At 71.3% G+C, this 17,782-nt stretch carries 18 protein-coding genes; 13 read left to right on the top strand and 5 right to left on the bottom strand.

The features are described from left to right. Window positions 1–17: 17 nt before the first annotated feature. Window positions 18–1,157, bottom strand: a complete 1,140-nt coding sequence (locus ACUDCK_RS09895) for a hypothetical protein (protein WP_116792074.1) — start codon at window positions 1,155–1,157, stop codon at window positions 18–20. 2 nt (window positions 1,158–1,159) lie between these two features. Then, a complete protein-coding gene (locus ACUDCK_RS09900; protein ID WP_054503811.1) occupies window positions 1,160–1,621 on the bottom strand; it encodes a GatB/YqeY domain-containing protein in 462 nt (153 codons plus the stop codon). Window positions 1,622–1,789: 168 nt separating this feature from the next. On the opposite strand from ACUDCK_RS09900, the gene hmpA reads away from it, so the two are divergent. The 7 genes from hmpA to ACUDCK_RS09935 all read left to right on the top strand — a co-directional run bounded on the left by hmpA (window position 1,790) and on the right by ACUDCK_RS09935 (window position 9,057). Continuing rightward, window positions 1,790–3,007 carry an NO-inducible flavohemoprotein gene (gene hmpA, locus ACUDCK_RS09905; protein ID WP_175167693.1) on the top strand — a complete coding sequence of 406 codons (1,218 nt, stop codon included), beginning with the start codon at window positions 1,790–1,792 and terminating at the stop codon, window positions 3,005–3,007. Between the two features lie 19 nt (window positions 3,008–3,026). Next, a complete protein-coding gene (locus ACUDCK_RS09910; RefSeq protein ID WP_054503809.1) occupies window positions 3,027–3,464 on the top strand; it encodes an Rrf2 family transcriptional regulator in 438 nt (145 codons plus the stop codon). Window positions 3,465–3,637: 173 nt separating this feature from the next. Continuing rightward, window positions 3,638–4,885, top strand: coding sequence for a D-amino acid dehydrogenase (locus tag ACUDCK_RS09915; protein ID WP_054503808.1), 1,248 nt, complete (start codon window positions 3,638–3,640; stop codon window positions 4,883–4,885). A gap of 284 nt (window positions 4,886–5,169) precedes the next feature. Continuing rightward, window positions 5,170–6,084: a DMT family transporter gene (locus tag ACUDCK_RS09920; RefSeq protein WP_049074872.1), complete on the top strand. Its 915-nt coding sequence runs from the start codon at window positions 5,170–5,172 to the stop codon at window positions 6,082–6,084. 80 nt (window positions 6,085–6,164) lie between these two features. After that, window positions 6,165–7,124, top strand: coding sequence for a proline dehydrogenase family protein (locus ACUDCK_RS09925; protein ID WP_049074869.1), 960 nt, complete (start codon window positions 6,165–6,167; stop codon window positions 7,122–7,124). Window positions 7,125–7,187: 63 nt separating this feature from the next. After that, window positions 7,188–7,997 carry a helix-turn-helix transcriptional regulator gene (locus ACUDCK_RS09930; RefSeq protein WP_049074868.1) on the top strand — a complete coding sequence of 270 codons (810 nt, stop codon included), beginning with the start codon at window positions 7,188–7,190 and terminating at the stop codon, window positions 7,995–7,997. 121 nt (window positions 7,998–8,118) lie between these two features. Beyond that, a complete protein-coding gene (locus ACUDCK_RS09935) occupies window positions 8,119–9,057 on the top strand; it encodes an alpha/beta hydrolase family protein (RefSeq protein ID WP_049074866.1) in 939 nt (312 codons plus the stop codon). Here ACUDCK_RS09935 and ACUDCK_RS09940 read toward each other — a convergent pair. Continuing rightward, window positions 8,966–9,628 carry a flavodoxin family protein gene (locus tag ACUDCK_RS09940; RefSeq protein ID WP_175167694.1) on the bottom strand — a complete coding sequence of 221 codons (663 nt, stop codon included), beginning with the start codon at window positions 9,626–9,628 and terminating at the stop codon, window positions 8,966–8,968. The genes ACUDCK_RS09935 and ACUDCK_RS09940 overlap by 92 nt on opposite strands. 125 nt (window positions 9,629–9,753) lie before the next feature. Between ACUDCK_RS09940 and ACUDCK_RS09945 the strand changes: the two genes are divergently transcribed. Then, the gene (locus ACUDCK_RS09945) at window positions 9,754–10,638 is read left to right on the top strand and encodes a LysR substrate-binding domain-containing protein (RefSeq protein ID WP_175167695.1); all 885 of its coding nucleotides are present in this window, start codon (window positions 9,754–9,756) and stop codon (window positions 10,636–10,638) included. Between the two features lie 37 nt (window positions 10,639–10,675). Here ACUDCK_RS09945 and ACUDCK_RS09950 read toward each other — a convergent pair whose 3' ends face one another. Then, window positions 10,676–12,010, bottom strand: coding sequence for an MFS transporter (locus ACUDCK_RS09950; protein WP_175167696.1), 1,335 nt, complete (start codon window positions 12,008–12,010; stop codon window positions 10,676–10,678). Window positions 12,011–12,107: 97 nt separating this feature from the next. Between ACUDCK_RS09950 and ACUDCK_RS09955 the strand changes: the two genes are divergently transcribed. The 4 genes from ACUDCK_RS09955 to ACUDCK_RS09970 all read left to right on the top strand — a co-directional run bounded on the left by ACUDCK_RS09955 (window position 12,108) and on the right by ACUDCK_RS09970 (window position 15,752). Continuing rightward, window positions 12,108–13,058, top strand: coding sequence for a LysR substrate-binding domain-containing protein (locus ACUDCK_RS09955; RefSeq protein WP_244976922.1), 951 nt, complete (start codon window positions 12,108–12,110; stop codon window positions 13,056–13,058). A gap of 1 nt (window position 13,059) precedes the next feature. Next, window positions 13,060–13,947 (top strand): LysR family transcriptional regulator, encoded by an 888-nt coding sequence (locus tag ACUDCK_RS09960; RefSeq protein WP_080684470.1) that lies wholly within the window; start codon window positions 13,060–13,062, stop codon window positions 13,945–13,947. 101 nt (window positions 13,948–14,048) lie between these two features. Next, window positions 14,049–14,678: a glutathione S-transferase family protein gene (locus ACUDCK_RS09965; RefSeq protein ID WP_020927112.1), complete on the top strand. Its 630-nt coding sequence runs from the start codon at window positions 14,049–14,051 to the stop codon at window positions 14,676–14,678. 30 nt (window positions 14,679–14,708) lie between these two features. Then, window positions 14,709–15,752, top strand: coding sequence for a pyridoxamine 5'-phosphate oxidase family protein (locus ACUDCK_RS09970; RefSeq protein ID WP_240317318.1), 1,044 nt, complete (start codon window positions 14,709–14,711; stop codon window positions 15,750–15,752). Window positions 15,753–15,821: 69 nt separating this feature from the next. Here the strand turns inward: ACUDCK_RS09970 and ACUDCK_RS09975 are convergent, their stop codons facing one another. Further along, window positions 15,822–16,280 carry a winged helix-turn-helix transcriptional regulator gene (locus ACUDCK_RS09975; RefSeq protein WP_054503970.1) on the bottom strand — a complete coding sequence of 153 codons (459 nt, stop codon included), beginning with the start codon at window positions 16,278–16,280 and terminating at the stop codon, window positions 15,822–15,824. A gap of 292 nt (window positions 16,281–16,572) precedes the next feature. Here ACUDCK_RS09975 and ACUDCK_RS09980 point away from each other — a divergent pair, with 292 nt between their 5' ends. Then, complete coding sequence (locus tag ACUDCK_RS09980) at window positions 16,573–17,769, top strand: MFS transporter (protein ID WP_175167713.1); 1,197 nt, start codon at window positions 16,573–16,575, stop codon at window positions 17,767–17,769. Window positions 17,770–17,782: the final 13 nt, after the last annotated feature.

Here is a 17,782-nt window from a genome sequence, read left to right on the forward strand (position 1 = left end):
GGGGGCAGCGCGCGCTGTCAGGCGGCGTCGAGTTCGCGCTTGATCGAGGCGTTCTTGATGGCCTTGCGGCAGCGGGCGACGTAGGCCGGGTCGTTGGCGCAGGCCAGTCCCAGTTCCAGCAGCAGCCAGTCGCGCAGCCGCGCGTCGCCGTGCTTGAGCCTGGGATCCATGGCATCGACGCGCGCGAACAGGGCGTCGAATTCCTGGCTATCGCGCGAGGCGCCGGCGCCTTTTTCTCGGACGCAGAAGGCGGGCACCAGGACACTCAGGCCGTCGCCGTTGTCGGGCGTGGCCAGATCGGGGTGTTGCGCCAGCGCGGCCCGCAGCGCGTCGTAGTCGCCGGCGTCGATGAAAGGCTGCAGCGCATATTCGCGGCAGGCCGGGCCGATGCGCTTGTTGGCGCACAGATCGAGCGCGGCCTGCAGGCCGTCGCGGGCGCTGACGGCGGCCACCAGCCGACTCTTGATCGTATCGATTTCGTGGCGCTCGCTGCGCGTGTTGCACTGGGGCAGCAGCTTGAGCGCGGCGGCGGCGTCGCCATGGTCGGCCGCGTCGCGCAGCAGGATGCGGTAGCCCTGGTAGCGGTTGTCTTCCTCGCGGAAGATATGGGTGACGCGCAACTGCTGGATGTAGGGTTCGGCCGCGGCGGCGCGCGCCGCCTGGCTGGCGCCCGAGTGCAGGGCCAGTGCCAGCGCGTCTTCGATGATGTGCAGGGTGATGTGATTGAAGACGATGTCGTCGCGCATCGGCGCGATGGCCTGCGCCATCGCGGCGGGCGCCAGGCGGGTGGCCTGGAACAGCAGGTACAGGCAGCGGGTGTAATCCAGCGTGCCATCGGCGTCGCCGGGGCGGCCATGGCTGCCGCGCCACAGGCCCAGCGTCACTGGGCGCGGCTCGCGGTAGCCCAGCGCCGAGCCGCCGCCCGCGCCCCAGCCGTGGCCGTTGTCCGGCTCGGCAGCCAGGCGTTCGATCACGGGCGCGATGGCGTCCGACAGGCGGCGCAGGGCCGCGGGGTCGGCCTGCAGCGGATCGGACAGGGTGGCGTCATAGCGCGACTCGAAATGCTGCCGCGCCAGGTTGATCGCCGCCACGCAGTCGCCGATCGCCCCGCGCAGCGGCGGGGCCAGGGCGTCCAGCGTGTCGGCGGCGCCGGCCATGCTCAGGCGAGCCGGCCCTTGACCTGCTGCGACAGGGCGGTCATGTCGGCGCGGCCGGCCAGCGACTGCTTGAGCAGCGCCATGACCTTGCCCATGGCCGGGGCGCCGGTGACGCCCTGCGCGGCCACTTCGGCCAGCGCGGCGTCGATGGCGGCAGACACTTCCTCGGGCGTGGCGGCCTGCGGCAGGAATTCCTGCAGCACGACCAGTTCGGCCTTTTCCTGCTCGGCGGTCTCGGTGCGGCCGGCCTGCTCGAACGCGGCGATGGATTCGCGGCGCTGCTTGACCTGCTTCTCGATGATGGCGGTGATCTCGGCGTCGGTCAGGTCGCGGCGTTCGTCGACTTCCTTCTGCTTGACGGCGGCCAGCAGGAAACGCAGGGTGGCGAGGCGCTCGGCCGCCTTGGCGCGCATGGCGTCCTTGACGGCGTCGGAGAGGCGGGTCTTGAGCGTAGCGGTGCTCATGGGGGAACCTTTGTGGTGTTGCGTCAAAGGCGCAGTGTAACCGTGGGGCGGTGATCCGTGGGGCGGCCCCGGCGGGCGCGGATTTTGCGCCTCCTTTTTAAACATGTATTATTAATGAATCTTTAAAAAGGATGGCCCAGGCGCCGTCCGCAGCGCAAGGAGCAGTCAATGTTGAGCCCGCAGATCCGCGTCCTGGTCAAGGCCACGGCCCCCGTCCTGAAAACCCATGGCGAGGCCCTGACGCGCCATTTCTACGCGCGCATGTTCCAGCACAATCCGGAACTCAAGCACATCTTCAACCAGGGGCACCAGGCGGGCGGCGAGCAGCAGCAGGCGTTGGCCGGCGCGGTCGCGGCCTACGCCGAGCATATCGACGACCCGTCGGTGCTGGCGCCGGTGGTGACGCGCATCGTTCACAAGCACGTCAGCCTGGGCATCCGGCCCGAGCACTACGCCATTGTCGGCAAGCACCTGCTGGCCTCGATCCGCGAAGTGCTGGGCGAGGCCGCCACCGATGAACTGGTCGACGCCTGGGCCGCCGCCTATGGCCAGTTGGCCGACATGCTGATCGCCGCCGAGGCGCGGTTGTACGCCGAGTCGGCCGCCAAACCGGGCGGCTGGACCGGCTGGCGCGCGTTCCGCGTGGTCGGCAAGCAGCCCGAAAGCGCCGAGATCACCTCGTTCTACCTGGCGCCGGCCGATGGCGGCGCGGTGCCGGCCTATCTCCCCGGCCAGTATGTGTCGGTGCGCGTCTACGTGCCGGAGCTGGGATTGATGCAGCCGCGTCAGTACAGCCTGTCGGACGCGCCGGGCCAGGACCGCCTGCGGATCTCGGTCAAGCGCGAAGCGGGCGGCGCGCACGGTCCGGCCGGACGCGTGTCCAATGCGCTGCACGACCGCCTGGAGGAAGGCGGCGTGCTGGACGTGGCGCCGCCGCAGGGCGACTTCCACCTGCGCGAGGACGGCGACGCGCCGGTGGTGCTGCTGAGCGGCGGGGTCGGGCTGACGCCCATGGTGTCGATCCTGAACCACTTGGTGGCGACGGACGATCCGCGCCAGATCCGCTTTGTGCATGGCTGTCGCAACCAGGCGGTGCACGCCATGAAAGACCACGTCAACGACATCGCCGCGAGCCGCGGCAACGTGCGCAAGGCGGTGTTCTACGAGCAAGTCGGTGACGCCGACCGCCCGGGCCGCGACTACGACCATCATGGCCGGGTCGACCTGCGCGCCATCCGCGACGAGGCCATCGTGCCGGATGCCGATTACTACCTGTGCGGCCCGTCCGGTTTCATGCGGGCGCAGCGCGAAACGCTGCTGGCGCTGGGCGTGGCGCCGGACCGCATCCACGCCGAGGCCTTCGGCAGCGGCGGCGCGCCGGCCTGACCGGTGTATCCTGGCGCCCATGCAACTGACCCGATTCACCGACTTCGGCCTGCGCGTGCTGATGTATCTGACGCAGTGCCGCGACCGGCCCGCGGCGGTCACCATTCCGGAGATCGCCACGCGCTTCGACCTGTCGCGCAACCACCTGGTCAAGGTGGTGCATTTCATGTCGCAGCGCGGCTGGGTCAGCACGGCGCGCGGCAAGGGTGGCGGCCTGGCGCTGGCGCGCCCGGCCGGCGAGTACCGGCTGGGCGACCTGGTGCGCGAACTGGAACAGCAGGGCCCGCTGATCGACTGCCGCGAGCCGCCCTGTGCGCTGGACGGCGCCTGCCGCCTGGCGGGGGTGCTGGCGCAGACCCTGCAGGCGTTCTACGACGCGCTCAATGGCTATACCCTGGCGGACCTGGTGCGCGATCCGACCGCCGCGGCCATCATCAGGCTGCATCGCGCCGCCTGACGGCGGCGCCGGCGGCTCGCCGGTGGCCGTGGGCGTGACGTTTGGCGGCGAGGCCGGGCCATGAGCGCCGTCCATGAGCCGCGGTTATGGGTGCTGGGGCTTTGGTGATTTGCGGTCATCCGTCCCCCGCTTCAGAATAAGACCGTCGCCATTTTCTTATCGGGATGCAGGCTATGCGGGTATGCGTGATCGGCGCCGGGGTCGTGGGCGTGACCTCGGCTTATTTCCTTGCCCGCCAGGGCCACGAGGTCGTGCTGGTCGACAGCCACGCCCATCCGGCCGAGGTTTCCAGCTACGCCAACGGCGGCCAGCTCAGCTACAGCTACGTCGCGCCGCTGGCCGGGCCGGGCGTGTTGCCGAGCGTGCCGGGCTGGCTGCTGCGCGAGGATTCGCCGCTGCGTTTCCGGCCGCGGCTGGACCCGCATCAGTGGCGCTGGTGCCTGCGCTTCGCGCTGGCCTGTCGCGCCTCGGTGGCGCGCGAGTCCACCGCGCAATTGCAGGCGCTGTCCTTTCTCAGCCGCGACGCCATGCATGCCTTGCTGGAACAGGAAAACCTGGAATTCGGCCATCTGCGCAACGGCAAGCTGATCGCCTACCGCAGCGCGGCCCTGCTGGACAAGGCGCGCGCGCTGGTCGCCTACCAGGCGGCCCACGGCGCCGAGCAGCAGGTGCTGGACGCCGCCCAGACGTTGCAGCGCGAGCCGGCGCTGGCCGGCATGGGCGCCAGCCTGGCCGGCGCCATCTACACCCCGAGCGAAGAGGCGGGCGACTGCCGCCAATTCACGCAGGCGCTGTTCGAGCGGCTGCAAGCGCTGCCCAACGTGCATTGCGCCATGTCCAATCCCGTCGCCGGCCTGCAGCGCGAGGGCAGGCGCATCGTCGCGGTGCACGCCCAGGACGGCGACATCGGCGCCGACGCGGTGGTGCTGGCCACGGGCATCGGCACGCGCGCCTTGCTGCGACCGCTGGGCCACGATGTGCCGCTGTATCCGCTCAAGGGCTACAGCCTGACCGTGCCGCTGGCGGACGACGATACCGTGGCGCCGCGCATCAGCGTCACCGACTACGAGCGCCGCATCGTCTATGCGCGGGTCGGCGGGGTGCTGCGGATCGCGGCCATGGTGGACATCGGCAGCGCCAATGCCGACATCGATCCGGCCCGCATCGCGCTGCTCAAGCGCCAGGTGCGCGAGGCGTTTCCGGCGCTCGACCTGGCGCAGGCGATTCCCTGGGCCGGGCTGCGCCCGGCCACGCCCACCGGCAAACCGCTGATCGGACGCAGTTCCGCCGCCGACAACCTGTGGCTGAACATCGGCCAGGGCGCGCTTGGCTTCACCCTGGCCTGCGGCAGCGCGGCGCTGCTGACGGCGCAGATGGCGGGGCTGGATACGCCGCTGGATCCGCTGCCGTTCAGACCGTGAGGGTGGGGCCGCGCCGCGGGGGGGCTGCGCTTCGCGGGTCGGCACTTCGCGGGCCTGTATTTCCCGGGCCTCGGCTGCCTGGGTCTCTGCTTCCCAGGGCTGCATTCGCCGCCCACGACGGCCTGGGATATGGCGGCCTCGGGAATGTCCATTTCAAGATAGTCCCTGCCTGTTCATCGGCAGACGGGCGCTCGCACGCTCAATAGGATACCGGTCATCCGCCACCTGCGCGGCGCCGCGCGCCGCGGCGGAGAGCCGATTCCCCTTCCGCGAGTGAACCCATCATGTCCTACCTGTTTCCATTGTTCGCCATCCTGTTCTGGGCGGGCAATGTCATCGTCTCGAAGATGGCGGCCAGCGCCATTTCGCCCACCGCCATCACGTTCTACCGGCTGATCCTGGCGCTGGCGATCATGGGCCTGTTCACGGCCGTGCCGGCCTGGCGCAACCGCCATGTGATCCTGCGCCACTGGCCCAAGCTGGCGCTGTACGGCGGACTGTCGTCGGCGCTGTTCCAGGCGCTGTCGTACCGCGCCGCCGAGACCACCACCGCCACCAACATGGCGATCCTGACCGCGTTGATCCCGCTGCTGAGCATGCTGCTGAGCGTGGTCATCCTGCGCGATCCGCTGACCCTGGGCATGGCGGCCGGCGGCGCGCTGTCATTCCTGGGCCTGCTGTACCTGGTGGGGCAGGGCGAGATGCTGAGCGTGTTTCAGCACGGCATCCACGTGGGCGACGGCCTGATGCTGATGGCGGCGTTTTCCTACGCGTTGTACGGCGTGCTGCTGCGCCACTGGAAAGTGCCGCTGCCGGCGTGGCAGTCGACCTTCGTGCAGTCGATTTTCGCGCTGCTGTACATGCTGCCGCTGTACCTGCGGGTGCCGGCCGCGCAGGCGGCGCTGGACATGAAGACGATTCCGCTGATCCTGTATGCCGGCATTTTCTCTTCGGTGCTGCTGTCGTTCCTGTGGATCGAGGGCGTGCACCGCCTGGGGCCGAACCGCTGCAGCATCTTCATCAACCTGCTGCCGTTGTTCACCGCGCTGGCCGCGTTCGTGTTGCTGCGCGAGCAGCTGCATTCCTACCACTTGCTGGGCGGCGCGGTGACCTTGCTGGGCGTGCTGCTGGCGCAGACGGTGCAGCGGCCGCTGTTCGGCCGCGCCCGGGCCGCCGCGCTGGCTGCCGGCAAGGCGTGACGCGCGCCGGCGCGGTTCACTCCCGTTCAAGACGGGACGAGGCCGGCGCCGCATAGTGGCTCTCTTTGAACGGAGAGCCCATGAGTCTTTTCCAGAAAACCGCCATCGCCCTGGCGCGCAGCCCGGGCGCCGGGCGCGCCATGCGCGCGCTGGCCGCGCGCACCTCGCTGGCGCGCCGCTTCGTCGGCGGCGCCGATGTCGAGGCGGCGGTGCGCACCGCCGCGCGGCTGCGCGAGGCGCACGGCATCCGCGCTTCGCTGTTCTACCTGGGCGAATACGTGGCCGACCCGGCGGCGATCGAACACAACACGCAGCAGGCCATGCAGGCCTGCGCCGCGCTGGGCCGGGCGGGGCTGGACGTGCACGTGTCGATCGATCCCACCGCCATTGGCTACATGCGCGACGATGCGCTGGGGCGCGGCAATGCCCGGCGCATCGCGGCGGCGGCGCGCCAGGCCGCGGGTGGCGGGCGCGACTGGGTGGTGCTGGACATGGAGGACTCGGGCCTGCGCGAACGCACCTGCGCCTTGCACGCGGAACTGCTGGGCGCCGGCCTGCCCGCCGGCCTGACGCTGCAGGCGCGCCGACGCCGCACGCCGGTCGACCTGGCCTGGGCCATCGGCCAGCGCACCTCGCTGCGGCTGGTCAAGGGGGCGTTCCCGGAACGCGCGCTGGATCATGCCGGCCGCGCCCATATCGACCAGGCCTATCTGGACGCGGCCGCCATCATGCTGTCGCCCCAGGCGCGCGCGGCCGGCTTCCTTCCGGTCTTCGGCACCCATGACGACCGCCTGGCCGGCGCCATCATGGCCTTGGCGCGCGAGCGGGGGTGGGGGGCGGACGAGTTCGAGTTCGAGATGCTCTATGGCGTGCGGCCCGATTGGCAACTGGCGCTGCGGCGCCTGGGCTACGCCGTCCGGGTGTACCTGCCATTCGGGGCGGACTGGTGGCCGTATGCGGTCCGGCGGGTGGGCGAGCATCCGCGCAATGCGTGGCTGCTGGCGCGGTCGTTGGCCGCGGAAGGGGACTATTTCGGGTAGCCTGTCGCCAGTGGCCGGGCTTGCCGAGGCCGCGCCCGAGCGTTTTTCACTGGCGGTTTTCCGATGGCGGTTTCCCAACATATCTGGCATTGCGGCGCCGGCCTGCCCGGCGATGTGCTGATCGCCGACCTGCGCGCCTACCGGTACGACGCGCATTTCCACGACGCCTGGTCGATCGGCGCCATCGCGCGCGGGCGCTGCGCCTTCACGGTGCACGGCCGCCCCTTCGAGGCGGGCGAGGGCGATCTGGTAGTGATCGCGCCGGGCCAGGTGCATACCGGCGGCACGTCGGCCGGCCTGCTCGCCTACCGCATGGCGTACATCGAGCCGGCCTGGTTCCAGCAGCACGCCCTGGCGCTGCGCGAGGGCGGATTGGACCTGCCCGGGCCGGTGATTCGCGACGCGTCCCTGTGCGCGCAATGGCTGGCCGCGCTGGCGCCTGACCATACCGATGACGCGGCGCGCCGCGGCGACCTGTCGGCGGCGCTGTTCCGGCTGTTGGCGGCGCATGGGCGAGCGCCCGCCGAGGCGGCGCGAGATGGCGCCGACGTGTGCGAACTGCTGTGGCAAAGGATGCGGGCCGATCCCGCCTGCGCGCCCGACCTGGAGGCGCTGGCGCGGGCCGATGGCCGCCACCGCAGCACCCTGGTCAAGCAGTTCGCGCGCCGCTACGGTCTGCCGCCGCAGGCCTGGCTGCGCAATTGGCGGGTGGCGCGCGCCCGCGCGCTGCTGCGCGGCGGGCTGCCGCTGGCCGAGGCGGCGCTGGCGGTGGGCTTTGCCGACCAGGCGCACCTGACGCGCGTGTTCAAGCAGGTCTATGGCAGTCCGCCCGGCGTGCTGCGTCGATCGGCGGCCCGCAAACCGGCCGAGTGACATTCCTACAGCTCATGTAATGAGCGATGAATGATCGGTTGAATCAGGAGTTTTTACCGGATTTAATCGCTTCATGTGGCGTCCGTTGACGCCGTATTGATTGATTCATGGGAATGTGAAGATGGACTCGCAACGCATCACGCTGCGCGCCGCGGACGGCGTGCCGCTGGGAGGCTACGTGTGGCGCCACGCCGACCCCGATCCGGCCGGCCCGCGTCCGGTGGTGGTCATCAATGCCGCCACCTCGGTGCGCTGCCGCTATTACGCGCGCTTCGCGGCCTACCTGCACCAACACGGTTTCGATGTGCTGACCTACGACTATCGCGGCATCGGCGAGTCGCGTCCGGCGTCGCTGCGCGGTTTCCGGGCGTCCTGGATGGATTGGGGCGAGAAGGATTTCGAAGCGGTGCTGGGGTATGTGCGCCACCATTTTCCGGGCCAGCCGGTGGACGTGGTGGCGCACAGCATCGGCGGCTTCGTCACCGGGCTGGCGCCGTCGGCCAGCGGGTTGCGGCGGATTTTCACCATGGGGGCGCAATATGCCTACTGGCGCGATTACGCCGCCGGCCAGCGCCTGCGCATGCTGGCCAAGTGGCATGTGGTGATGCCGCTGCTGGCCGCCTGCCTGGGTTACTTCCCCGGGCGTCGGCTGGGCTGGCTGGAGGACACGCCGCGCGGGGTGGTGCGTGACTGGAGTTTCATGGGCGCGCGCTTCGAGGGGCGCGGCGGGCCGGATCGCCGCGTCGCCGCGATGGCGGCGGTGACCGCCCCGATCCTGGCGCTCAGCGTCACCGATGACGAATTCGGCACCGAGGCCGCCATCGCCCGGCTGCTGGCGTATTTCACCGGCAGCGCCCGCACCCACCTGCGTCTGGCGCCGGCCTCGCTGGGGTTGGACGCGATCGGCCATTTCGCCTTTTTCCATGACCGCTTTCGCGACACGCTGTGGCCGATCGCCCTGGGCTGGCTCAGCCGCGGGGAGCGGCGGCTGGCGGGGGCGACGCCCATACGTTGTGACTGCGTGGCGTCTCTAGCCGATAGTCCGAGTATTTCCGCGTGAAGAACTCCGCGCCCAGCGTTTCGGCCGCCAGCAACGGATTGCGGGGATCCGCCGCGATCTCGCCGCGGCTGTTGCCGGCGCCGTGGACCACCCCGACGAAATCGGCGAGGGTGTAGCGCGCGAATTCCTGCACCTGGTGCACCACGCCCAGGATCGCGCCGGGATAGGTTTCCTCGGACGCCACCGCCAGGGCCAGGCGCTTGCCGGCCATGCGCGCCTTGACCGCCTCGGGTTCGGGGCCGGTGCCGGCGTAATGCGTGAACGAGCGGTCGAAGAATGCCTTGGTCTGCGCCGACATGCCGTACCAGTAGAGCGGGGTGCAGAACAGCACGCCGTCGGCGGGCAGAAAGTGTTCCAGGAACAGCTCGGCGTAGCGGTCGTCGGGCGCCGAGGCATGGCGCAGGTCCGGCAGGAAGCCTTTGATGTAGTCGTCCAGGAACAGCAGGCTGGCGTGGCTGCCGGCGGCCTGCGCGCCGCGTTGCGCCGCGGCGCCGAGCGCGGCGCTGTTGCCGTCGCGGCGAGGGCTGCCGGCCAGGATCAGCAGGCGCTTGGATTGATGAGCTGTATTCATGTTTGGATGCCTCGATGAGTGAAACGAAAAGGGAAGATACGAGGCAAAATTTACGCAGCGGCGCGCATCGGGACAAACGAGGATTTCTTGGCTAAGATGAGTTGAATTCATCTGGATGGCGCGCCATGTTTGCTTCCCTGCCGGTCACCGCCCTGCGCGCCTTCGAGGCCGCCGCGCGCTTGCGCAGCTTCAAGGCGGCCGCGGCCGAGCTGGCCGTGACGCCCACGGCGGTTTCGCATCAGATCAAGGCGCTGGAGCGCCACGCCGGCGTGGCCTTGTTCGACCGGGTGCCGCAGGGCGTGCGCCTGACCGACGCCGGCGCGCGGCTGTTCGCCAGCGCGCACGGCGCCTTGCTGGATATCGCCCAGACGCTGGATGCGCTGCGGCCGGCCAGCGCGGCCGGCGCGCTGACGCTGTCCACCACGCATTCGTTCGCGGCGCTCTGGCTGGTGCCGCGGCTGGGCCGCTTCTACCAGGCCTATCCGCAATACCAATTGCGCCTGCAGGCGCAGGCCGAGACGATCGACCTGCTGCAGGACGCCAGCGTCGACGTGGCGATCCGCTACAGCCGCCAGCGCTATCCCCTGCTGCACGCGGCGTGCACGCTGCAGGAGCGGTTCGGGGTCTACGGCGCGCCCGCGGTGGTGGCGCAGGCGCGGCGGGCGCGCCCCGCGCTGGTGACCGTGCGCTGGCGCGATTCGGCGCTGTATGACGAGGGCTGGCTGCAGTGGTGCGAGGCGGCCGGGCTGCCGGCCTGGCGCAAACCGGCGGCGCTGCACGCCTATGCGGAAGAGCACTACGCGTTGCAGGCGGCCATCGCGGGCCAGGGACTGGTGCTGGCCAGTTCGGTCATGGTTTCGGATAGTGTCGCGGCCGGCACGCTGGTGCCGCTGCGTCCCGAGGTCAGCGTGGTCGGCGCGGCCTACACCGCGCTGTGCGCGCCGGGGCGCGAGCGCCATCCGCCGGTCAAGGCGTTCCTGGCGTGGCTGCGGCAGGAATTCAAGGACTAGCGGCGGCGTTGGTCGATGCGTGCCGGTCGACGCGCATTCACGGCCGTGCCGGTCGCGGCAACAGCGGCAAGATTGCCAGCATGGCGCCGCCGGCGGCCAGCCAGGCCAGCGGCCAGGACGCGGCCGCCACCAGCCGCGGCAGCGCCAGCGGCGTCAGGAACAATCCCAGGTAGACGCAGGTGTTGGCCAGCCCCAGCGCGGTGCCGGCGCGGGCGGCGCCGGCCAGCGTGGCCAGTTCGGTGTAGGCCACGCCGTGCCAGGCCGAGGCGCAGATGCCGGCGGCGGCCAGCAGCACGGGCACGGCCAGCAGCGCCGCGCGGTTACCGGGGATCGCGCCCTGGAGCCAGGCCGCGGCCGCCAGCGCCACGAACAACACACAGCCCAGCCAGACGCAGCCGCGCAGGTAGGCGCGGCGATTGCCGTGGCGGTCGGTCCAGCGGCCGCCGGCGATGCGCGCCACCATGGCGCCCAGTTGCACCGCCACCATCACGGCGGTCAGCGTGGCGATGCCGGCGCCGCTGAAGTCATGCAGGAATACGGTGGCGAACGTCAGCACCGCGAATTGCGGGCAGCAGAGCAGGCCGATCGCCACCGCCGCGCGCCATACCCTGGCGTCGCGCAGGGGGCTCGACGCGGCGGCGATCGGCGTGTGGGTGGCGGCTCGGGAGCGCGGGGAGGTTGTCGGGGTGTTGTCGCCGGCGTGGGAGGCTGCGGTGGAGCCGGCCGCCGTGGCGGGGTGCGCCCGATCCGGCTCGCGCAGCCATCCCAGCGTCAGCAGCGCGGCGCCCGCGCACAGGCCGGCCAGCAGGCCGAAGACCGCGCCGAAACCGGCCCGCGACGCCAGCCAGGGCAGCACCAGCGCGCCCAGTCCGCCGCCCAGCGGCACGGCGGTCTGGCGGATGCTCATCGCCAGGCCGCGCTCGCCTTCGTCGAACCACGCCATCACCGCGCGACCGCTGGCGCCGTTGACGCTGCCGCCCATCACGCCCACCAGCAGCAGGCCCAGCGCCAGCAGCCACAAGGCGGGCGCGACGCCGTGGGCCGGCGCGGCGAACAGACTCATCCAGGCCAGCGCCGCGGCCGTCGCGCCCAGGCCGCCCAGCAGCACCGGCCGGTCGCCCCAGCGGTCGGCCAGCAGGCCCCAGGGCAGCTCGAACAACGCCACGCCCAGGCCGAGCACGCCGAGCGCCAGGCCCAGGGCGTCGTTGTCCAGTTGATAGTCCGCGCGCAGGAAGACGGCGGTGGCGGGCAGGCCGGCCGCCGCCGCGGAGAAGGCAGCATTGGCGGCCACCCCCACCGCCAGCACCTTCCAGCGGTGGGTGGGGCGCACGGCAGGGGTTGGGGCGGAGAGCGCGGAGGCGGGCAGGGACATGACGGTTCCAGATGGGATTGACGCGGCAAAGTCTGCGCCCGTAACATCATTCTGAAAATCGGGAAATTTTTAATTAAAGGTTTTGAAAAACAGGATGATCAGGCCTGTCACCTTTGACCTGGACGTGCTGCGCAGCTTCGTCGCGGGGGTGGAGCTGGGCAGCTTCGGCCGCGCGGCCGACCGCCTCGGGCGCTCGACTTCGGCCGTCAGCGCGCAGTTGAAAAAACTCGAGGAACAGGCTGGCGTGCTGCTGCTGCGCAAGGCCGGTCGCGGCCTGGCGCTGACCGACGCGGGCGAGACCATGCTGGCGTACGCGCGCCGGCTGCTGGATCTGAACGATCAGGCTTCGGTGGCGGTGCGCGGCACGCGCTTGCAGGGGCGGGTGCGCCTGGGGCTGCAGGAGGATTTCGGCGAGATCCTGCTGCCGCGCGTGCTGGGCCAGTTCGCCCGCGCCCATCCGCAGGTGCGGATCGAAGCGCGGGTGGCGCGCAATGCCGAGCTGCTCGAACGCGTGGCGGCGGGCGAACTGGACCTGGCGCTGGCCTGGGACCATGACGCGGCGCGGCCGCATGGCCAGCGGCTGGCTGAACTGCCGCTGTGCTGGATCGGTCCGGCCGCGACGGGCCTGGCGCGCGATGCCGATGGCGCCTGGCCGCTGGTGGCGTTCGAGGCGCCCTGTCTGTTCCGCAGCCGCGCCACCGATGCCCTGGACCGCGCCGGCATCGCCTGGACCTCGGCTTTCATCAGCCCCAGCCTGGCGGGCCTGTGGGCGGCGGTCAGCGCGGGGCTGGGGCTGATGGTGCGCACGCCGCTGGGGCTGCCCGCCGGGTTGCGGGTAATGGCGCCGGGCGAGCAGGGCCTGCCGTCGTTGCCGCCGTTGTCGCTGTCGCTGTATCACGCGCAAGGCCGGCCCGGCCCGGTGGCCGCGGCCCTGGCCGATATCGTGCGGCGCTGCGTGCGCGACAGCGTCGCGGCGCTGCCGGCCATGCCGGGCCTGCCGGCGCGCATCCCTTCCGAGGAGGCCGAGCGCCTTGAACCGATTCCATGAAATGACTGTCTTCCTGGCGGTGGCCGAGGCCCAGAGCTTTGCCGCCGCCGCGCGCCGGCTGGCGATGTCGGCGCCGAGCGTGACGCGCAGCGTCGCGGCGCTGGAGCGCCGGCTGGGCACGCTGCTGCTGGTGCGCACCACCCGCAGCCTGCGCCTGACCGAAGCCGGCCAGCGCTACGCGGCCGACTGCCGCGCCATTCTTGAAGCCGTGGAGCAGGCCGACGACGCCGCCGCGGGGGCGATGGCGGCGCCGCGCGGGTCGCTGCACATCACCGCGCCGGCGCGCTTCGGTGAACTGCACGTGATGCCGGCGGTGCTGGGCTACCTGCGCCAGCACCGCGAGGTATCGGTGAACGCCCTGCTGGTGGACCGCGTGGTGAATCTGCTGGACGAGGGCGTGGACGTGGCGGTGCGCATCGGCGCCTTGCCCGACTCCACCCTGACGGCGGTGCCGGTGGGGCAGGTGCGGCGGGTGGTGTGTGCCTCGCCCGACTTCCTGCAGCGCCACGGCACGCCCGACAGCCCCGACGCGCTGGCGCGCTTTTGCACCATCACGGCGGCAATGGAAGGGCGCGGCGCGCAATGGCGTTTCCTGCAGGACGGCCAGCCGCGGCGCCTGCCGCTGGCATCGCAGTTGACGGTGACCTCGTTCCAGGCCGCGGTGGCGGCGGCCTGCGAGGGCTGGGGGCTGACCCAGGTGGTGTCCTACCAGGTGGCGCGCGACCTGGCCAGCGGCGCTTTGCAGGTGGTGCTGCGCGACTACGAAATGGCGCCGCTGCCGGTGCACGTGGTGTATCCGGAAGGGCGCAAGAGTTCGGCCAAGGTGCGCAGCTTCGTCGACTTCTGCGTCGACGCGCTGCGCCGCGACCTGGCGGCCCTGCCGGCTTGATCCTTTCACTGGCGGCAATGGTGTCTTGCGCGCCGTGGCCGTTCCCCGGCGGGCGCGGGCGGTTCAAGATGGAGGCCTGTTTCCTCTATCCGAGATACCCCATGTCCGCCGCTCCCCTGACGTTCTACAGTTTTCCCCTGTCCGGCCATTCGCACCGCGTGGCCCTGATGCTGTCGCTGCTGGATGTGCCGCACCGCAATGTCGAAGTCGATCTGCGCAGCGGTGCGCAGAAGCGGCCCGAGTTCCTGGCGCTGAACGCGTTCGGCCAGGTGCCGGTGATCGACGACAACGGCGTGGTGGTGGCCGATTCCACCGCGATCCTGGTGTACCTGTGCAAGCGCTACAACGGCCAAGCCTGGCTGCCCGAGGACGCGGTGGGCGCGGCGGCGGTGCAGCGCTGGCTGTCGGCCGCCTCCGGCCCGCTGGCGGCCGGCCCGGCCGCGGCGCGGCTGGTGACGGTGTTCGGCGCCCCGTATGACGTGCCGGCCACGCTGGCGCGCGCGCATGCCTTGCTGGCGGTGATGGAGCGGGAGCTCGCGGCCACCGGCTACCTGGCCGGCGCCGCGCCGACGCTGGCCGACGTGGCCTGCTACACCTACGTGGCGCATGCGCCGGAAGGCAACGTGTCGCTGGCGGATTATCCGCGGGTGCGCGACTGGCTGGCGCGGATCGAGGCGCTGCCGCGCTTCGTGCCGATGGTGGCGTCTCCCGTGGGATTGCGGGCGGCGTGAACGCAAGCGCCCGCGCGCAAGGAGCCTGACATGAATACGACCACGACGAGTCCGCTTGGCGCCGCGCCGGCCGGCGGTTCGACGGCCGCCACGACGGCGACCGGCCAGCCGGCCGCGGCCGCGCCCGCGACGCCCTGGCACGCGGGCGAACTGCGGTTGCAGGCGCATATCGGCATGGCCGAGCGCATGGCGCAGGTGGGCGCGAAAGTGATCCGCCCGTACATGCCGGACCAGCACCGCGCCTTCTTCGCGCAACTGCCGTTCCTGGTGGCGGGCGCGGTCGATGGCCAGGGCGATCCCTGGGCCGGCGTGCTGGAGGGCGAGCCGGGCTTCGCCGTGTCGCCGGACCCGCAGACCCTGCAGGTGGCCGCGCTGCCGGATGCCGATGATCCGCTGCGCGCCGGCCTGGGGCCGGACCAGCCGGTGGGCCTGCTGGGCATCGAACTGCACACGCGCCGCCGCAACCGCATGAACGGCCGCATCACCGCCTGGGACGGCAGGCGTTTCGCGGTCACGGTGGCCGAGTCGTTCGGCAACTGCCCGCAGTACATCCAGGCGCGCGATTTCCATTTCTCGCGCTCGCCGTCCCTGCGTTTTCCGGGGGCGGCGCGCGAGCGGACCGGTCTGGCCGACGCCGACCGGGCGCTGATCGCGCGCGCCGACACGCTGTTCGTGGCGACCTATGCCGACACCGACGAGGCCGGCCGCCGGATCGACGTCTCGCACCGTGGCGGCATGCCGGGGTTCGTGCGCGTCGACGGCGACACGCTGACGATCCCGGATTTCTCCGGCAACCGCTTTTTCAATACGCTGGGCAACATGGTGCTCAATCCGCGCGCCGGGCTGCTGTTCATCGATTTCGAGCGCGGCGACGTGTTGCAGGTGTCGGGGCGCGCCGAGGTGATCCTGGACAGTCCGGAGATCGCCACCTTCGCGGGGGCCGAGCGGTTGTGGCGCGTCCACGTGCGGCGGGTGCGGGCCAGGCCGGGCGCGCTGGCGCTGCGTTGGCGCTTTGGCGGCTATTCGCCGACCGCGTTGGCCACGGGGCAGTGGCCGCAGGCCGCCACGGCCTGACGCGGGGCCGCTCGCCGGGCGCCGCGCGCGGCGACTGCTTGAGCGGCCAATGGCGGGGGGGCGCCAGGGTCAGGCGCGGTCGGCGCCGACCTTGCGCACCACGGTGTCGTCCGGCGCCAGCGCGCGGCCGTCCTGGGCGCGGATCTCCAGGCGCCGCACCGGCTGGCCGCGCTTGCGGTCGATGAGTGTGGAGTGCGGCTCGGCGGGGCCGTAGTAATGGTCTTCGCCCCATTGGCGCAGGCCGACGATGACGGGAAACAGCGCCTGGCCTTTTTCCGTCAGTACGTATTCCTGGTAGGCGCTGCCGTCGGACGCCGGCACGGCCGCCAGGATGTCGTGCGCGACCAGGGTGCGCAGGCGGTCGCTGAGGATGTTCTTGGCCACGCCGAGGCTTTTCTGGAATTCACCGAAGCGGCGCACGCCGTCGAAGGCGTCGCGCACGATCAATAGCGACCACCAGTCGCCGATGGCGTCCAGCGCGCGCGCCACCGGGCAGGCGGCGCCTTCGAGACTGGTGCGTTTGACCATGTCGTCCTGACCTTTGCCGCGCATCGCGGCGGGGAAAGATGTCGAATGTTTGGTTGCATTATAAAACCTCAAGGTCTAGCATTCTGGTTTTGTAATGAAACCACTTGAGGCCATCATGCCAGACCAGACCGATCCTGCCCCTGCTGCTCCGCCATCTCCTTCATCGCCTTCATCTACTTCATCGCCGGCGTCCAAGGAACTCACGGCATCCGCGGCCTCTGCGGCATCCACGGCATCCGCTGCATCCACGGCATCTGTCGCATCTGCGCCCGCCACGCCATCCGCCGATCGCCTGCCCGCCGCCCTGGTGCTGCTGCTGGCCGTGGCCTGCGCCTTGAGCGTGGCCAACGTCTACTACGCGCAACCGCTACTGGACGCCATGGGCCGCGAGTTCCGCCTGGACGAGGGCGCGGTGGGCATCGTCGTCACCGCGACGCAACTGGGCTGCGCGCTGGCGCTGGTGCTGGTGGTGCCGCTGGGCGACCTGCTCGACCGGCGCCGCCTGATGCTGGCGCAACTGGGGCTGCTGGTGCTGGCGCTGGCCGCGGTGGCGCTGGCGTCCGCCGCGCCGTGGCTGCTGGCCGGGATGCTGGCGCTGGGCCTGCTCGGCACCGCGATGACCCAGGGCTTGCTGGCGCTGTCGGCGGCGCTGGCCGCGCCGCACGAGCGCGGGCGGGTCGTCGGCGCGGTGCAGGGCGGAGTGGTGATCGGCCTGCTGCTGGCGCGGACTCTGGCGGGCGCCGTGGCCGACCTGTGGGGATGGCGCGCGGTCTACCTGGTGTCCGCCAGCCTGGCCGCGTTGCTGGCGCTGGCGCTGGCCCGCTGGCTGCCGCGCCGCGCCTTGCCGGCCGCGGGACTGGGCTACGGCGCGCTGCTGCGCTCGATGTTCACGCTGCTGGCGCACGAGCGGGTGCTGCGGGTGCGCGGCATGATCGCGCTGTTGATGTTCGCCGTCTTCAGCGCGTTCTGGACGGCGCTGGTGCTGCCGCTGAGCGCGCCGCCGTATTCACTGACGCACACCGCGGTGGGCGCGTTCGGGCTGGTGGGCGTGGCCGGGGTGCTGGTGGCGGCGCGGGCGGGGCGGCTGGCCGATCGCGGCCATGCGCAACTGACCACCGGCGCGGGCCTGGCGCTGCTGTGCCTGGCGTGGGTGCCGATCGCCTTCCTGGACCGCAGCCTGTGGGCGCTGGCGCTGGGCGTGCTGGTGCTGGACATCGCGGCGCAGGCGCTGCACGTGACCAACCAGGCCATGATCTTTTCCATCAGCGCGCAGGCGCACAGCCGGCTGGTCGGCGGCTACATGATGTTTTATGCGGTGGGTAGCGGACTCGGGTCGATCGCCTCGACCTTCGTCTATGCGCGCGCGGGCTGGCTGGGCGTGTGCGCGCTGGGCCTGGGACTGAGCCTGGCGGCGACGCTGTTCTGGGCGCTGACGCTGCCGCGCAAGGCGGCGCCGGCGCCCGGCTGCGCGGTTGCGCCGCGGGCGTGACGGAACGCCGGCG

The organism is Achromobacter sp. CF-sbj1-Ac2-l, assembly GCF_052698165.1.

Coding starts and splice junctions, on each gene's coding strand:
- ACUDCK_RS09895 (WP_116792074.1), bottom strand. CDS start 1,157: ATGGCCGGCGCCGCCGACACGCTGGACGCCCTGGCCCCGCCGCTGCGC.
- ACUDCK_RS09900 (WP_054503811.1), bottom strand. CDS start 1,621: ATGAGCACCGCTACGCTCAAGACCCGCCTCTCCGACGCCGTCAAGGAC.
- hmpA (WP_175167693.1), top strand. CDS start 1,790: ATGTTGAGCCCGCAGATCCGCGTCCTGGTCAAGGCCACGGCCCCCGTC.
- ACUDCK_RS09910 (WP_054503809.1), top strand. CDS start 3,027: ATGCAACTGACCCGATTCACCGACTTCGGCCTGCGCGTGCTGATGTAT.
- ACUDCK_RS09915 (WP_054503808.1), top strand. CDS start 3,638: ATGCGGGTATGCGTGATCGGCGCCGGGGTCGTGGGCGTGACCTCGGCT.
- ACUDCK_RS09920 (WP_049074872.1), top strand. CDS start 5,170: ATGTCCTACCTGTTTCCATTGTTCGCCATCCTGTTCTGGGCGGGCAAT.
- ACUDCK_RS09925 (WP_049074869.1), top strand. CDS start 6,165: ATGAGTCTTTTCCAGAAAACCGCCATCGCCCTGGCGCGCAGCCCGGGC.
- ACUDCK_RS09930 (WP_049074868.1), top strand. CDS start 7,188: ATGGCGGTTTCCCAACATATCTGGCATTGCGGCGCCGGCCTGCCCGGC.
- ACUDCK_RS09935 (WP_049074866.1), top strand. CDS start 8,119: ATGGACTCGCAACGCATCACGCTGCGCGCCGCGGACGGCGTGCCGCTG.
- ACUDCK_RS09940 (WP_175167694.1), bottom strand. CDS start 9,628: ATGAATACAGCTCATCAATCCAAGCGCCTGCTGATCCTGGCCGGCAGC.
- ACUDCK_RS09945 (WP_175167695.1), top strand. CDS start 9,754: ATGTTTGCTTCCCTGCCGGTCACCGCCCTGCGCGCCTTCGAGGCCGCC.
- ACUDCK_RS09950 (WP_175167696.1), bottom strand. CDS start 12,010: ATGTCCCTGCCCGCCTCCGCGCTCTCCGCCCCAACCCCTGCCGTGCGC.
- ACUDCK_RS09960 (WP_080684470.1), top strand. CDS start 13,060: ATGACTGTCTTCCTGGCGGTGGCCGAGGCCCAGAGCTTTGCCGCCGCC.
- ACUDCK_RS09965 (WP_020927112.1), top strand. CDS start 14,049: ATGTCCGCCGCTCCCCTGACGTTCTACAGTTTTCCCCTGTCCGGCCAT.
- ACUDCK_RS09970 (WP_240317318.1), top strand. CDS start 14,709: ATGAATACGACCACGACGAGTCCGCTTGGCGCCGCGCCGGCCGGCGGT.
- ACUDCK_RS09975 (WP_054503970.1), bottom strand. CDS start 16,280: ATGGTCAAACGCACCAGTCTCGAAGGCGCCGCCTGCCCGGTGGCGCGC.